The following is a 13,894-nucleotide window of genomic DNA, read 5'->3' on the forward strand; positions in this document are numbered from 1 at the left end:
GAGCTCTGAGGAGAGCGATGTCGCGTGTCGTGAAGCTGGCCGTCATTCCCGGTGATGGCATCGGTCCCGAGGTGGTCGCCGAGGCCGTCAAGGTCCTCGACGCCGTCACCGCCGCATCCGACGTCACGTTCGAGAAGACCCCGTTCTCGCTCGGCGCGGGTCGCTACCTCGAGACCGGCGACACGCTCACCGACGACGACCTCGCCGCCATCGCCGCACACGACGCGATCCTGCTCGGCGCGGTCGGGGGAGTGCCCGGCGACCCGCGCCTGAAGAACGCGAACATCGAACGCGGGCTGCTGCTGAAGCTGCGTTTCGCGCTCGACCACTACGTCAACCTGCGTCCGTCGAAGCTGTACCCCGGAGCTTCCGGCCCGCTCGCCGATCCGGGCGAGATCGATTTCGTCGTCGTGCGCGAGGGCACCGAGGGGCCCTACGTGGGCAACGGCGGCTCCATCCGACAGGGCACCCCGCACGAGATCGCGAACGAGACCTCGGTCAACACGGCCTTCGGTATCGAGCGCGTCGTCCGCTACGCCTTCGCCCTCGCCGAACGTCGCCGCCAGACGCTCACCCTCGTGCACAAGACCAACGTGCTCGTGCACGCGGGCGGCATGTGGAAGCGCATCGTCGACGCGGTGGCATCCGAGTTCCCGGGGGTCGCCGTAGACTACCTGCACGTCGACGCGGCAACCATCTTCCTGGTCACGAACCCGGGCCGCTTCGATGTGATCGTCACCGACAACCTTTTCGGAGACATTCTGACCGACCTGGCCGGCGCCGTCACCGGTGGCATCGGCCTCGCCGCATCGGGCAACATCAACCCCGGCGGCGCGTTCCCCTCGATGTTCGAGCCCGTCCACGGATCGGCGCCCGACATCGCGGGCACCCAGAAGGCCGATCCCACGGCCGCGATCCTCTCCGTCGCCCTGCTGCTCGACCACCTCGGGCTCACCGACGAATCCGCCCGCATCACCCGCGCGGTCGAGAGCGACATCGCGAGCCGCGCCGGCGCCCGCACCACCGCCCAGATCGGCGACGCCATCGCCGCCGGCGTCCAGGCGTAACCTGGACGGATCGGCCCGCATCGCCTCCGCGCAATCGACAGATTTTGGATCACTGATGACGACCATCGACACCGACCCCGACACCGGACTCGACCCGCTCGAGTTCTCGGTCACCCGTAACCTCGCGGCCAAGAACGCGGCCGATCGCGACGCGATCCTGGCCGCTCCCGGCTTCGGGCAGAGCTTCACCGACCACATGGTCGACATCTGCTGGTCGGTCCGCGGCGGCTGGCACCGCCCGCGCGTCTCGCCGTACGGCCCGATCTCGCTCGACCCGGCCGCGGCCGTCCTGCACTACGGCCAAGAGATCTTCGAGGGCATCAAGGCCTACCGCCACGCGGACGGATCGGTGCACACGTTCCGTCCCGACCAGAACGGCCGCCGTCTGCAGCGCTCAGCGCGGCGCCTGGCGCTGCCCGAGCTGCCCGTGCCCTACTTCCTGCAGTCGCTGCGCGAGCTCATCGCCGTCGACGGCGCCTGGGTGCCTTCCGGCGAAGACCAGAGCCTGTACCTGCGCCCGTTCATGTTCGCGAAAGAGGCGTTCCTGGGCGTGCGTCCCGCGCACAAGGTCGCCTACTACCTCATCGCGAGCCCGGCCGGCGCCTACTTCAAGGGCGGCGTGAAACCGGTCTCGATCTGGCTGAGCGAGGACTACTCGCGCGCCGGCAAGGGCGGCACGGGAGCGGCGAAGACCGGCGGCAACTACGCCGCCAGCCTGCTGCCGCAGTCCGAGGCCTACGAGAACGAGTGCGACCAGGTCGTCTTCCTCGACCAGGACCGCAACGTCGAAGAACTCGGCGGCATGAACGTGGTGTTCGTCTACAAAGACGGCACGATCGTCACCCCGCAGTCCGACTCGATCCTCGAGGGCATAACGCGCGACTCGCTGCTGCAGCTGGCCCGCGACCGCGGTCACCACGTCGTGGGGCGCAACGTCTCGCTCGACGAATGGCGCCAGGGGGTGGCATCCGGAGAAATCGTCGAGGTGTTCGCCTGCGGCACCGCCGCCGTCGTCACCCCGATCGGTCTGCTCAAGGGCCGCGACTTCATCGACGAGCAGCCCACGGGCACCCTGGCTCTCGAGCTGCGCCAGGAGCTCACCGACATCCAGTACGGTCGCGCCGAAGACAAGCACGGCTGGCTCTACCGCCTCGACGCCTGAGTCGTGGCGACGGACGGAGGGACTCCCGGGCGACCGGGGGTCCCTCCGTTTTTCATCGAGGGCGGCCGCGCCCGTGCCCGATGAACGCGTTCCCTCCCGAGACACTCCGCGCCGCGGCGTGTGTCGCGAGGATCGGCGTTCATCGCGGGGAGCGGTCTGCGCGGGCCTGGCCCGTCGTCGCACCGGTGCACGGCGGGCCGGAGACAGGGCGTGCGTGTCGGGCCGGAGACAGGGCGTGCGCCTGGGGCCGTGCGCGTGGGGCCGGGCCGCTCGTCGGGCCGGCGCCCGGACGGCCGAGATAGGCGTGTCGGAGCCCGCCGATAGGCTGGAGCGGTGAAGATCGCTCGATTCAGCTACCAGGAGTCCATCCGCTACGGCATCGTCGACGACGGTGAACTCGTGGTGCTCGCCGGCGACCCGATGTTCGCCGGGTTCGAGACGACGGGGGAGCGCGTTCCGCTGGGTGAGGTCGCCCTGCTCGCGCCGGTCATCCCGCGCTCGAAGGTCGTCTGCATCGGCAAGAACTACCACGATCACGCGGCCGAGATGGGCGGGGAAGCCCCCGCCGAGCCGCTGATGTTCCTCAAGCCGAACACCTCGGTCATCGGGACGGGCGACGTGATCGTGCGCCCCACGAGCCTGACCTCGCACACCGACTACGAGGGCGAACTCGCCGTCGTCATCGGCCGCATCGCCAAGAACGTCCCCGCCGAGCGGGCGAGCGAGTACATCTTCGGTTACACCGTCGCCAACGACGTCACGGCGCGCGACCTGCAGCGTTCCGACGGGCAGTGGTCGCGGGCGAAGGGCTTCGACACGTTCTGCCCCGTCGGCCCCGTCATCGAGACCGACCTCGATCTCGACGCCGCCGCGATCACGACGCGCGTCAACGGCGAGGTGCGTCAGCAGGGGCCGGTCTCCGACATGATCCACGGCATCGGCGCACTCGTCGCGTACGCCTCGGCGGTGTTCACCCTGCTCCCGGGAGACCTGATCCTCACCGGCACCCCGGCGGGCGTCGGCCCCTTCGACGCCGGCGACACGATCGAGATCGAGGTCAGCGGCATCGGGGTGCTGCGCAACACCGCGCGCGATGCCTGACCTCGCCGCGCCGGCGGGTATCGACCTCGCCGCTGCTCAGCGCCGCACCGTGCGGGTGCTGGCGGCGGGACAGGTGCTCACCGGCGTGGCGTTCGGCGCGACGCTGTCGCTCGGCGCTCTTCTGGCCGCCGACCTCTCGGGGCAAGAGGCGCTGTCGGGCTTCGCCACGGCGGCGGTCACGCTCGGTGCGGCGTTGACGGCGATCCCGCTCGCGCGCCTGGCGGGGCGCCGCGGTCGGCGGGTCGCCCTCACCACGGGGAACGTCGCGGCCCTGATCGGAATCGTCGTCGTCATCGCGGCGGCGGGTCTTCGGCTCTTCCCCCTGCTGCTCGTGGGGATCGCGCTCATCGGTGCCGGCAACGCCGCGACGCTGCAGTCGCGCTTCGCCGCCACCGACCTCTCGAGCACCGCCCGCCGCGGCCGCGATCTGGCGACGGTGGTGTGGGCGACCACCGTCGGCGGGGTCGTGGGGCCCCTGCTCCTCGCGCCGGGGGAGCTGATCGGGGCGAGCGTCGGCATGCCGCGCCTGACCGGCGCCTACCTGTTCTCGTTCGCCGCCCAGGTCTGCGCGTTCGCGCTGTACGTGCTGGTCCTGCGTCCCGACCCGCTGCTGCTCGCCCAACGTCTCGATCGCGAGAAGACGGCATCCGCCTCCGCGCCCGCTCCGCAGGCCGACCGCCCCGGCCTCGCCCGCTTCGCCATGCTGGCCGTCGCCGCCTCGCACGTGACCATGGCGTCGGTGATGGCGATGACGCCGGTGCATCTGTCGCACATCGTGGCTCCGGATGCCGTGACCCTCGCCGTCGGTGTCACGATCGCCGCGCACGTGTTCGGCATGTACGGGCTGTCGCCGGTGTTCGGCGCCCTCGCCGATCGGTTCGGCCGCATCCGCGTCATCGTGCTTGGGCAGGTGCTGCTGCCGGCTTCGCTCGCCGTCGCCGCCACGATGCCGGATTCGCAGGCGGGGGTGTTGGTCGCGCTCGTGCTGCTGGGGCTGGGCTGGAGCGCGGCAACAGTGTCGGGCGCGGCGCTGCTCACCGAGGCGACCCCGCTCGCGCTTCGCCCGCGCCGGCAGGGCCGCAGTGACACCCTCATGACCGCGTGCGCGACGGTGGGATCGGTGCTCGCCGGCCTGATCCTCGGGGCGGTGGGCTACGACGGCCTGGCGCTCTGGGCTCTGGTCCCGGTGTCGACGGTCTGCCTGAGCGCGATCCTGCTGCGCCGGACCCGCACCCCCGCGTGAGCCGCGAGAATCTGTCGCTTCGGAGACCCCAGAAGCGATGATCTCTGGCGACTCACGCGCGACCCGCGGGAGCGCCGGGGCGCGGTCAGATCGCGTAGACCAGGCCGTCGAACGGCGACAGGTCGGAGTCGTTGCGCACGCCGAGGGCGTGCAGGGCGCGGTCGACGTCGAGCTCGTCGTTGAACACGTGGAACGCCACCCGGGCGCGGCCCGCGCGGCCCGACGCCGTGATGCCGTGGGCGGTGAGCTGGGCGAGCGCTTCGCCCGTGGCATCCGGCCATGTCACGATCGCCGAGGGGCGGGCGGGGTGAGCCAGGCCGAGACCGTCGCGGAAGCGCGCCGCGAGCCCGGTGGCGTGGGCGTAGATCGCGGTGATGTCGGCGTCGGCGAAGAGTGCGAGAGCGGGGGCTGCACCGACGAACGCCTGCCAGGCGGGTGACACGTCGAAGCGTCGGGCGTCGGATGCCAGCGTGCCGCCGGTGCCGTAGCACGACGACCACGGGTCGTCGCCCGAGTACCAGCCGGCCTGCACCGGACGGATCTCGCGCGCGAACTCGGGATCGATCGTGAGGAACGCCACTCCGCGGGGGCAGCACAGCCACTTGTAGGTGTGGCACACCGTCGCGTCGAACATCGTCGCGTCGATCGGAAGCCACCCCGCGGCCTGAGTGAGGTCGCAGAGGGTGCGGGCGCCCGCTCGTGCCGCGGCGGCGGCGATGCCGGCGGCATCCGCCACCTCGCCCGTCGCCGACTGCACCAGCGAGAACGCCACGAGCCACGTGTCGGGCGAGACCGCATCGGCGAGCTCGTGCAGGGGAGCGGTGCGCAGGCGGATGCCGCGGCCCGCGTGGACGAAGGGCGCCACGAGCGACGAGAAGTCGCCCTCGGCGCAGAGCACCTCGGCACCGTCGGGCACCGACGCGGCGATGAGCGAGACCAGCACCGAGGTCTGCGAACCGATGGCCACGTCGCCGACGGGCGCGCACACCAAGCGGGCGAACGACGATCGGGCCTGCTCGACGGCCAGCGACGCCGCGACGACGTCGGGACGACCGGATGCCGCGGACTCGAGGTCGGCGCGGACGGCGGCGACCGTCGCTCGCGGCGGGAGGCCGAGGGTGCAGGCGGCGAGGTAGTCGCGGCCACCGGCGAAGTGCGAGGTGAGGCTGCTCATGTGTCCAGGTTCCCGCCGAACGGGTTATTGCACCAGGGCAGGTGTTGCATGAGAAGCATCAAAAATGCTTATGTATGGGGATGAGCGAGACAGACGACGTCCTCGACGCCAACGCCCTCCGCGTCGTCAAGGCGATCGCCGACACGGGGTCGATCACCGCCGCCGCCCGCGCGCTCGGTTACAGCCAGCCCGCCGTGAGCCAGCAGTTGCGTCGGCTCGAGCGGCGCGCCGGGTTGCCGATCGTCGAGCGGGTCGGGCGCGGCATTCGTCTCACCGAGGCCGGCCTGGTGCTCGCGCGGCACGCCGCCACCGTCACCACCGCGCTCGACGCGGCCGCCGGCGACCTCGCCGAGCTGCGAGGGCTTCGCGCGGGGCGTGTGCGCATCGCGGCGTTCCCCTCTGCCTCGTCGACGGTCGTGCCGCGCGTGATCGCCGCGGTCACCGCCCGGCGTCCGGGAGTCTCGATCAGCTTCATCGAGGCCGAGCCGCCCGAAGCCATCTCCGCCGTGCGCGAGAACCGCGCCGATATCGCCCTGACCTACAGCTACCCGGGTGATCGGCGCGAACACCTGGAGTCCGCGGCATCCGGACTCTCGGCGCGGGTGATCGGCGACGACGACACCGTCGTGGTCGTGCCCATCGGGCACCCCGCCGCCGCCCACGACCCGATCGATCTGTCGCGGCTCGCGGGGGAGCGCTGGATCGCGGGCTGCCCGCAGTGCCGCGGACACCTGCTCGAGGCCTGCGGGCGGGCCGGATTCACGCCGGACATCGCGTTCGAGACCGACAACTTCATCGCGGTCGAAGCCCTCGTCGCCCAGGGGGTCGGCATGGCGATCCTGCCGCGCATGGCCGTGGTGTCGTTGCCCCTGCTCGCCGGAATCGCCGCTCCCCGTCTGCCCGCCGCCGAGGCGCGCACCCTGCACGTGGTCACCGCGCGGGGAGCGGAGCACGTTCCCGCCGTGGGGGCGGCTCTCGAGGTGGTGACCGACGTGCTCGCCGATCACCTCCGTCTCTCGGGAAGCGGGACCGCCCGCCGGTAGGATCGAGGCGATGTCTGCCACGCCTGATCCCCGCACCACGACCGCCTCCGGCGCCGACGTTCGCGTCCGCTTCTGCCCGTCTCCGACGGGTCTGCCGCACGTAGGTCTCATCCGCACCGTCCTGTTCAACTGGGCCTACGCCCGGCACAACGGCGGCAAACTCGTCTTCCGCATCGAAGACACCGACGCCGCGCGCGACAGCGAAGAGAGCTACCAGCAGTTGCTCGAGGCGCTGCGGTGGATGAACATCGACTGGGACGAGGGCGTCGAGGTGGGCGGCCCGCACGCGCCGTACCGGCAGTCCCAGCGTCACGACATCTACCGTGAGGTGCTCGACAAGCTCATCGCGGCCGGGGCCGTGTACGAGAGCTACTCCACCGCCGACGAGATCGACGCGCGCAACGCGGCCAACGGTCGGGCGAAGCAGCTCGGCTACGACAACTACGATCGCGACCTCACCGACGAGCAGAAGGCCGCCTTCCGCGCCGAGGGGCGCGAGCCCGCCTGGCGCGTGCGCGTGCCCGACGAAGACCTCACCTACCTCGACCTCATTCGCGGAGAGGTCACGTTCCCGGCCGGATCGTTCCCCGACTTCGTGGTCGTCCGCGCCGGCGGCATCCCGCTGTACACGTTCGTGAACCCCGTCGACGACGCCCTCATGGGCATCACCCACGTCATCCGCGGCGAAGACCTCATGCCCTCCACCGCTCGCCAGCTCGCGCTCTACCGCGCGCTGCTCGACGCCGGCGTCACCGACTACGTTCCGCGCTTCGGACACATGCCGCTCGTGCTGGGCGAGACCGGCAACAAGAAGCTCTCCAAGCGCGACCCGCAGGCCGACCTGTTCCTGCAGCGCGAGAAGGGCTTCATCCACGAGGGCCTGCTCAACTACCTGTCGCTGCTCGGATGGTCGCTCGCGAGCGACCGCGACGTGTTCTCGCTCGACGAGATGATCGCCGCGTTGGACATCGCCGACGTCAACCCCAACCCGGCGCGCTTCGACCAGAAGAAGGCCGAGGCGATCAACGGCGACCACATCCGAATGTTGGATGCCGATGACTTCGCGTCGCGGATCGTCCCCTACCTCGCGGGTGCGGGTCTCATCGCTGAGCAGCCGAGCGAGGAGCACCGCGCGATCATCGCGTCGGCCGCGCCCCTCGTGCAGGAGCGCGTGCAGCTGCTCGGTGAGGTCCCGGGGATGCTCGGGTTCTTGTTCGTCTCCGACGTGGAGTACGCCGAGGACGCCCTGAAGGGCCTTCCGGCCAACGCGGGCGAGGTGCTGGTCGCCTCGGTCGCCGCCCTCGAGCTCGTACCCGAGTCCGCCTTCACCACCGAGGCCGTGCAGGCGGCGTTGTCGACCGCTCTGGTCGACGAGCTGGGGCTCAAGCCCCGCGTCGCCTTCGGCCCCCCGCGCGTCGCCCTCACGGGCCGCCGGGTGTCGCCGCCGCTGTTCGAGTCGATGGAACTTCTCGGCAAGGCCGACACCCTCCGCCGTCTCGGCGCCCTGGTGCAGCACCTGGGTTGAACGGAACGGCCCACGCGACGCGCGCGGGCCGGCCCCGTTTTGGCACTCGGGCCGACGTCGCGTAAGCTTGTCCCTCGGCACGAGTTACGGCTCACCGCCTTGGGGTATGGTGTAATTGGCAACACGGCGGTTTCTGGTTCCGTTGTTCTTGGTTCGAGTCCAGGTACCCCAGCAAGACGAAAAGCCCCGGTCATCGCGTATGTTGCGAGAAGCCGGGGCTTTTGCTTTCTTCCCGCCCCGACGTGATGCCGCACTCGCGAAGGGGTACGCCGCATGACCCGAACCACACCGCCGCCCCCGCGGCCTCGGTCGGCGCAGCAGCGGCGCCGACGCAGGGAGCAGCTTGCGACGTGGATCACCCTGTCGGTGGTCGTCGTCATCTGCGCGGCCGTCGGCGTCGGCGCGTACGCGATGGCGAACTCCTGGTGGGTCGTCGAGGGTCCCGCGCCGTCGGCCGACCAAGAGCTGTCGGACGGACAATCCCGATTCGACCGCGCCGGGACCGACTTCTTCAACCGGCAGCGCGCCGTCGTCATCGATCTGACGACCTCGGCGTCGGCCAGCGACCTGGGCCTTCCCGCCGACGCGGACACGCCGGTGGAGACCCTCGTGCCGCTCACGGTGACGGTGCGGGCCGACGGGGAGTCCCTGGATTTCTCGGGCGTGACGTGGTTCGCGCTCGCGACGGGCGGCGATCGCCTGTCGGCGGTGAGCGTGCAGCCGGCCTCGAGCACGACGTGGGTCAGCATCCGCGCCGACCTCGAGCAACGGGCGGCTCAGTGGGGATGGTCCGAGGCCGACGTCGCCACCCTCGCGCAACAGGTCGGCGACGCGGCCCGCGCCGAGGGCCAGGCGACCACGGCGAGCCTGCCGCCCACGCCCCTCGGCAGCATCACGGTCTCGGCCCACGTCGCGGTCGACGCCGACGGGCGACTCTCGTTGCAGTACGTCTTCGCCCGCTGATCGGGCGAGGGGCGCGTGCGGCGCGAGGAACGGCATCCGGTTTCGCGTGGGGGAGATCGGCCCCCGCCGGGTCGTGGTCATCCGAGAGGCGATGCACGACCGGTCGTGACGAGCGAGAATGGGGCCATGGGTCTTTTCGTGCAGCGTCCCGAAGAACCGAGCGAGTGGGCGGGCCTTCCCGGCGAGCCCCAGCGGCCGCGCAGTCGCGCCGAGGTCCTGCCCGACGACGCTCCGCTCGACGTCGCGTCGCCCGCTCTGCTCGGGCTCGGTGAGACGTCGATCTCGTCGATCGAGATCCCGGTGACCGCCGTCGACGACAGCACGTCGCCGGAGGAGTAGGGGGCGCGTTCGTCGGGGGTGAGCATGGCTTCGCTACGATCCCCTCAGTGCCCGCGTCGACGGGCCGGAGCCGGAAGCAGGTCACCCGTGAAGCGTTGGTCCCTCGTCGTCGCTGTCGTCGCCCTCCCGCTGCTGGTCGCGGGATGCACTCCCTCCGCGTCGGGCGACACGCCGGTGACGGGCTCGAGCGCGAGTCCCGCGGCGTCCATCGGTTCGCAGGCGCTTCCGCCGACGGTCGTCTCGCCCGGAGAACTCGACACTCGCGACGCGACGGTCGTCGTGGCGACCGCCCTCGTGCTCGCGGTGCCCGACGGCACCGAAGCCGAGTGGAGCGGGACGACGGCGGATCCCACGATCGCGGAGTTCTCGGCCGGCGGAGCGTCGGAGGGCGCCGTCTTCCGTCCGGGGTTCGAGGCGCGCAAGGTGGGCACCACGACCGCGACGCTCACCGGCCCCGACGGCCAGCAGATCGCGTTCACGATCTCGGTCGTCGCTCCCTGACGGGGAAGCACGCGCGAGGACTCCGTCCGGGTGCGTGCCTCACCGCGGGGTCCTCAGCGGGTGTTCGTGAGCCGCGCGGCCATTCCCTCGAGCAGAAGGTCGATGCTCATCTGCAGCTGCGTGTCGTCGAAATCGACGAGGTCGGCTCGAGCGAAGCGTCGAAGGGCCGGGAGGTGTGCGCTCTCCGCCTCGTCGAGTGCGAGACGCAGTTCCGGAACCTGCGGGTGCCCCGACGGCTGCTGCGCGATGAGTCGCTCGCGTGCCAGAGCGCCGGCCATGGTGGTGAGCGCCGCCAGACTACGGGCGGCGGTCTCGTCATCGAAACCGGCCTCCGTCATGATGCGCAGGGTGCGATCGACGGGCTCGAGGAGCGCGACGTTGGCAGCCGTGAGGCGCACGTACACGCCGAGACCCTTGGCGGCGAGCACGGCACCGTGCATCGACAGCGCCAGGAGTCGACACGCTTGCCGCCAATCGGCATCCTGGGGAAGAGCAAGGGTGCCGAAGTTCCCGGTGAACGCCTCGAAGGCCACAGCCTGTCGAAGGGCGCCCACGTCGCTGACGTGATGATGCACCGCCGCGCGGTCGACGCCGAGGCGGTCGGCGACGGCCTTGACGGTGATCGTCTCCGCGTCCAGGTCTCGCGCCGCCTCGACGATCCGGGCCGCGGTGAGTCCGGCGCGGGTGCCGCGCCCGCGCCGAGGCCCGTCCGGGGTCGTCTCGTCGTCGGTCACCCGTCCATCCTAGGCGTCGACGATTGTATTCACGGGCGTGAATACCTACTCTGAGCATGGTCGTCTCACTGGGGGACGCCGCCTCAACAGAAGGAGAACGCAATGGCCGGGACATCGGGACACGTGACCGCCGACAGCACCATCGGCTCATGGTTGGAGCATCCCGTCGGCGGCCCGCTGATCCGCGGACTCCTACGGGAGTCCGGAGTGGGCGATGACGCCCTGGGTCCCGTCCGGGGACTCCCGCTGCAGCAGCTCGTGACGATGAGTCAGGGCAAGATGCCGCAATCCGTGGTCGACGATCTGGTCTTGCGCGCGAACGACGGGGTCGTTCCGCCGTCGGGGGACTCGGCGGGATGGGTGGAGAAGATCACGCCGGGTCGATTCGCGGGGAAGACGATCGTCGTCACCGGTGCCGCCGGCGGGATCGGTCGTGCGACGGCCGTGCGCATCGCGCGAGAGGGTGGTCGGGTCGTGGCGGTCGACATCAGCGGCGACCGGCTCGCCGAGACCGCGGCCGCCGCCGAGGGCGCCGAGATGGTCGTCGTCGTGGGAGACATCACGCGGCAGCAGGACATCGACGAGATCGTCGCAGCCGCGGGGGACCGCATCGACGGCCTGGCGAACGTCGCCGGCATCAACGACGACTTCTCGCCTCTGCACGAAACCAGTGACGAGATGTGGGATCGAGTGATCGGTATCAATCTCACCGGGGGCTTCAAGCTGTCGCGCGCCGTCGTTCCGCTCATGCTCACGGCGGGATCCGGGGCGATCGTGAACGTCACTTCCGAGGCGGGGCTCCGAGGAAACGCCTCCGGGAACGCGTACACGGTGTCCAAGCACGGCGTGATCGGTCTGACGCGGAGCGCCGCGTTCATGTACGGGCCGCAGGGGCTGCGCGTCAACGCTGTCGCACCGGGCGGCGTCGCCACCGGCATCCCGATGTCCGCCCACCCCTCTGTGGCGGGATCCGCCCGCCTGGCACCGTTCCAGCAGGCGATCCCGACGATCGCCACCGCCGAGAAGCTCGCCGCGTCCATCACGTTCCTGCTCAGCGACGACGCGGTGAACATCAACGGGGCGATCCTGCCCTCCGACGGCGGGTGGTCGGTGCAGTAGTCGCCCGTGTCGAGGGGACGGGTGCCGCGGAGCGCGCAGACCCGTCTCCTCGACACCCGGCTCGGGCGGCCCCGCGACGTTCCTCGCGTCGGTACGCACCTGGATGCCGCGGAGTATTGCTGTGTGTTGTTTCGTGTTGTATCGTGTGGGAATCTTCGAAGGAGATCCCGTGTACGCAATGGAGCGCCAGCAGCTCATCGAGCGCGAACTGCGCGAGGTCGGACGCGTCAGCGTCATCGACCTGGCCCGCCGCTTCGACGTGACGACCGAGACCGTGCGCCGCGACCTCGACCGCCTCGAGGGCACCGGATCTCTGCGCCGCGTGCACGGTGGGGCGGTCGGTATCGACCGGGCCAGCACGGCGGAGTCCTCGCTCACCGAGCGGCGTGAGCGCCGCGGTGACGCCAAGCGCGCGATCGCCGCCGAGGCGGCCGGCCTTCTCGGAGCGGACTTCCGCGGGTCGATCTTCCTCGACGGCGGAACGACGCCCGCCGCCGTGGCCGCGATGCTCCCCGCCGCGCTCGACGCCGGCTCCGGGGTCGAGGTCGTCACGCACTCGCTCGAGGCGGCGCACCTGCTCGCGGGCGAGGAGCGTCTCTCGCTCACCACCATCGGCGGACGGGTACGCGGGGTGACCGCCGCGGCCGTCGGTGCGCACACCGTTCGCACCATCGGCCAGCTGCGCCCCGATATCGCCTTCGTCGGCACGAACGGTCTGAGCGCCGGCTTCGGGCTCAGCACGCCCGATCCCGACGAGGCCGCCGTCAAGACCGCCATCATCCAGTCGGCCCGTCGCGTCGTGCTCGTCGCCGACGCGGCCAAGTTCGGAGAGGAACTGCTCGTGCGTTTCGCCCGACTCGACGAGATCGATGTGCTCGTCACCGACGCGGCCCCGCCCGCCTCGCTCGCGGAGGCCCTGGCCGACGCCGACGTCGAGGTGCGTGTCGCATGATCGTCACCCTGACCGCCAACCCCTCGGCCGACCGCGCCGTGGTGCTCTCCGACGCCCTCGCCCCCGGTGAGGTACAGCGCGCGCTGTCGTCCCGCGAAGACGCCGGCGGCAAGGGCGTCAACGTCGCCCGCGTGGTCACGGCGGCCGGAGCCCCCGCGCGCGCCGTCGTCCCCGTCAACGCGCACGACCCGTACCGGATGCTGCTCGAAGACACCGCCATCGCCCTCGACCTGGTGGAGGTCGCGGGGCGCGCCCGGGCCAACCTCACCATCACCGACCCGGCGGGCGAGACCACCAAGCTCAACCTGCCGGGTGCCGAGCTGTCCGGCGCCGAAGCCGAGGCTCTGGTCGCCGGCGTCGTCGCCGCGGCCGAGGGCGCCACGTGGCTCGTGCTCGCCGGATCGCTGCCGCCGGGCGTTCCGGCCTCGTTCTACGCCGATCTCATCACCGCGGTCCGCGTGCGCTGGGGCGCCGCCGCTCCGCGCGTCGCGGTCGACGCCTCGGGCCCGGCCCTGGCCGCGGTGGTCGCCACCGCCCGTCCCGACCTCATCAAGCCCAACCACGAAGAGCTCGCCGAACTCGTCGGCGAAGACGCCGCCGGCGACGCCGATGTGCTCACCGAAGCGACCCGCCGCGCACGCACGCTCGTGCCCGAGCGGGTGGCATCCGCCCTCGTGACCCTCGGGGCCGACGGTGCCCTGCTGTTCACGGCCGACGGCGCGTGGCGCGGTCGCGCCCCCCGAATCCAGGTCGCCAGCACGGTCGGCGCGGGCGACAGCTCGCTCGCCGGCTACCTGCTGGCCGACCTCGAGGGAGCCTCGGCTCCCGACCGTCTCGCGCGGAGCATCTCGTACGGCGCCGCCGCCGCGACCCTGCCGGGGACTCAGGCCCCGACACCGGCCGATCTGCCCGCGGGCACGATCGCCGTCTCCGACTTCTCCACCCACACCGCAACATCCTGACCACGGAGG

Annotated in this window: 14 protein-coding genes and 1 tRNA gene; 13 read left to right on the top strand and 2 right to left on the bottom strand. The window is 71.3% G+C overall.

From position 1 onward, the window contains the following. Positions 1 to 17 precede the first annotated feature (17 nt). The 4 genes from IFR11_RS00900 (at position 18) to IFR11_RS00915 (ending at position 4,573) form a co-directional block, all read left to right on the top strand. The gene (locus tag IFR11_RS00900; protein WP_191914925.1) at positions 18 to 1,067 is read left to right on the top strand and encodes a 3-isopropylmalate dehydrogenase; all 1,050 of its coding nucleotides are present in this window, start codon (positions 18 to 20) and stop codon (positions 1,065 to 1,067) included. Between the two features lie 55 nt (positions 1,068 to 1,122). Next, positions 1,123 to 2,229 (top strand): branched-chain amino acid aminotransferase, encoded by a 1,107-nt coding sequence (locus tag IFR11_RS00905; protein ID WP_191914926.1) that lies wholly within the window; start codon positions 1,123 to 1,125, stop codon positions 2,227 to 2,229. Positions 2,230 to 2,562: 333 nt separating this feature from the next. After that, positions 2,563 to 3,330 (top strand): fumarylacetoacetate hydrolase family protein, encoded by a 768-nt coding sequence (locus IFR11_RS00910; protein WP_055836472.1) that lies wholly within the window; start codon positions 2,563 to 2,565, stop codon positions 3,328 to 3,330. Beyond that, positions 3,323 to 4,573: an MFS transporter gene (locus tag IFR11_RS00915; protein ID WP_191914927.1), complete on the top strand. Its 1,251-nt coding sequence runs from the start codon at positions 3,323 to 3,325 to the stop codon at positions 4,571 to 4,573. Before IFR11_RS00910 ends, IFR11_RS00915 begins: the two co-directional genes overlap by 8 nt. Before the next feature lie 85 nt (positions 4,574 to 4,658). Here the strand turns inward: IFR11_RS00915 and IFR11_RS00920 are convergent, their stop codons facing one another. Further along, positions 4,659 to 5,747, bottom strand: a complete 1,089-nt coding sequence (locus IFR11_RS00920) for an aminotransferase class V-fold PLP-dependent enzyme (protein WP_191914928.1) — start codon at positions 5,745 to 5,747, stop codon at positions 4,659 to 4,661. 80 nt (positions 5,748 to 5,827) lie between these two features. Here IFR11_RS00920 and IFR11_RS00925 point away from each other — a divergent pair, with 80 nt between their 5' ends. From IFR11_RS00925 to IFR11_RS00950, 6 genes are all read left to right on the top strand, one after another. After that, positions 5,828 to 6,790 (top strand): LysR family transcriptional regulator, encoded by a 963-nt coding sequence (locus IFR11_RS00925; RefSeq protein WP_191914929.1) that lies wholly within the window; start codon positions 5,828 to 5,830, stop codon positions 6,788 to 6,790. A 10-nt stretch (positions 6,791 to 6,800) separates the two neighbouring features. Then, complete coding sequence (gene gltX / locus IFR11_RS00930; RefSeq protein ID WP_191914930.1) at positions 6,801 to 8,315, top strand: glutamate--tRNA ligase; 1,515 nt, start codon at positions 6,801 to 6,803, stop codon at positions 8,313 to 8,315. 100 nt (positions 8,316 to 8,415) lie between these two features. After that, a tRNA-Gln gene (locus tag IFR11_RS00935) sits at positions 8,416 to 8,487 on the top strand. 101 nt (positions 8,488 to 8,588) lie between these two features. Further along, positions 8,589 to 9,278: a hypothetical protein gene (locus tag IFR11_RS00940; RefSeq protein WP_191914931.1), complete on the top strand. Its 690-nt coding sequence runs from the start codon at positions 8,589 to 8,591 to the stop codon at positions 9,276 to 9,278. A gap of 126 nt (positions 9,279 to 9,404) precedes the next feature. Continuing rightward, on the top strand, positions 9,405 to 9,617 hold the full coding sequence (locus IFR11_RS00945) for a hypothetical protein (protein WP_055836492.1): 213 nt from the start codon (positions 9,405 to 9,407) through the stop codon (positions 9,615 to 9,617). An 87-nt stretch (positions 9,618 to 9,704) separates the two neighbouring features. Continuing rightward, positions 9,705 to 10,118, top strand: a complete 414-nt coding sequence (locus IFR11_RS00950; protein ID WP_055836494.1) for a hypothetical protein — start codon at positions 9,705 to 9,707, stop codon at positions 10,116 to 10,118. A 53-nt stretch (positions 10,119 to 10,171) separates the two neighbouring features. Here IFR11_RS00950 and IFR11_RS16240 read toward each other — a convergent pair whose 3' ends face one another. Next, positions 10,172 to 10,852, bottom strand: coding sequence for a TetR/AcrR family transcriptional regulator C-terminal domain-containing protein (locus IFR11_RS16240; RefSeq protein WP_191914932.1), 681 nt, complete (start codon positions 10,850 to 10,852; stop codon positions 10,172 to 10,174). A gap of 102 nt (positions 10,853 to 10,954) precedes the next feature. Here IFR11_RS16240 and IFR11_RS00960 point away from each other — a divergent pair, with 102 nt between their 5' ends. The 3 genes from IFR11_RS00960 (at position 10,955) to IFR11_RS00970 (ending at position 13,885) form a co-directional block, all read left to right on the top strand. Beyond that, positions 10,955 to 11,971, top strand: coding sequence for an SDR family NAD(P)-dependent oxidoreductase (locus tag IFR11_RS00960; protein WP_191914933.1), 1,017 nt, complete (start codon positions 10,955 to 10,957; stop codon positions 11,969 to 11,971). A gap of 169 nt (positions 11,972 to 12,140) precedes the next feature. Further along, complete coding sequence (locus IFR11_RS00965) at positions 12,141 to 12,923, top strand: DeoR/GlpR family DNA-binding transcription regulator (protein ID WP_055940032.1); 783 nt, start codon at positions 12,141 to 12,143, stop codon at positions 12,921 to 12,923. Beyond that, entirely contained in the window at positions 12,920 to 13,885 is a 966-nt protein-coding gene (locus IFR11_RS00970; protein WP_055939778.1) for a 1-phosphofructokinase family hexose kinase, read from the top strand. Before IFR11_RS00965 ends, IFR11_RS00970 begins: the two co-directional genes overlap by 4 nt. The last annotated feature ends 9 nt before the right edge of the window (positions 13,886 to 13,894 follow it).

The sequence above is a fragment of the Microbacterium sp. CFBP 8801 genome (assembly GCF_014839455.1).
Classification (GTDB): domain Bacteria; phylum Actinomycetota; class Actinomycetes; order Actinomycetales; family Microbacteriaceae; genus Microbacterium.

What these genes read in the sequence shown, in the direction of transcription:
- gltX (WP_191914930.1), top strand. Translation starts at nt 6,801, where the DNA reads ATGTCTGCCACGCCTGATCCCCGCACCACGACCGCCTCCGGCGCCGAC.
- IFR11_RS00915 (WP_191914927.1), top strand. Translation starts at nt 3,323, where the DNA reads ATGCCTGACCTCGCCGCGCCGGCGGGTATCGACCTCGCCGCTGCTCAG.
- IFR11_RS00920 (WP_191914928.1), bottom strand. Translation starts at nt 5,747, where the DNA reads ATGAGCAGCCTCACCTCGCACTTCGCCGGTGGCCGCGACTACCTCGCC.
- IFR11_RS00925 (WP_191914929.1), top strand. Translation starts at nt 5,828, where the DNA reads ATGAGCGAGACAGACGACGTCCTCGACGCCAACGCCCTCCGCGTCGTC.
- IFR11_RS00960 (WP_191914933.1), top strand. Translation starts at nt 10,955, where the DNA reads ATGGCCGGGACATCGGGACACGTGACCGCCGACAGCACCATCGGCTCA.
- IFR11_RS00970 (WP_055939778.1), top strand. Translation starts at nt 12,920, where the DNA reads ATGATCGTCACCCTGACCGCCAACCCCTCGGCCGACCGCGCCGTGGTG.
- IFR11_RS00905 (WP_191914926.1), top strand. Translation starts at nt 1,123, where the DNA reads ATGACGACCATCGACACCGACCCCGACACCGGACTCGACCCGCTCGAG.
- IFR11_RS00945 (WP_055836492.1), top strand. Translation starts at nt 9,405, where the DNA reads ATGGGTCTTTTCGTGCAGCGTCCCGAAGAACCGAGCGAGTGGGCGGGC.
- IFR11_RS00900 (WP_191914925.1), top strand. Translation starts at nt 18, where the DNA reads ATGTCGCGTGTCGTGAAGCTGGCCGTCATTCCCGGTGATGGCATCGGT.
- IFR11_RS00940 (WP_191914931.1), top strand. Translation starts at nt 8,589, where the DNA reads ATGACCCGAACCACACCGCCGCCCCCGCGGCCTCGGTCGGCGCAGCAG.